Annotated in this window: 1 protein-coding gene; it reads right to left on the minus strand. The window is 73.2% G+C overall.

The features are described 5' to 3' along the window. Window positions 1-239, minus strand: a 239-nt coding sequence (locus tag SB771_RS36730; RefSeq protein ID WP_410722250.1) for a glycoside hydrolase domain-containing protein, incomplete at both ends; no start/stop codon positions are given.

Here is a 239-nt window from a genome sequence, read left to right on the forward strand (position 1 = left end):
CGGCCGTCGACGTCGCTCCAGATGCTGGGGGCGAGCAGGCTGTGGTAGAGCGCGGTGGTGAGGTTGGTGCGCATCGGGGCGGGGGCGTCGATGGTCAGCGCGCCGAGCGCGCTCCGCCATTCGCCCTCGGTGCGGGCGCGGACGGCGTCGAAGCGGGCGCCGCCAGCTTCCTTTTCGGCGGCGTCGAGATTGGCGATCGCGCCCGCTTCGTCGACCACCGAGAGCGCGACGCGGACTTC

It is taken from the genome of Burkholderia sp. SIMBA_051 (assembly GCF_046534915.1).
Taxonomy (GTDB): domain Bacteria; phylum Pseudomonadota; class Gammaproteobacteria; order Burkholderiales; family Burkholderiaceae; genus Burkholderia; species Burkholderia ambifaria.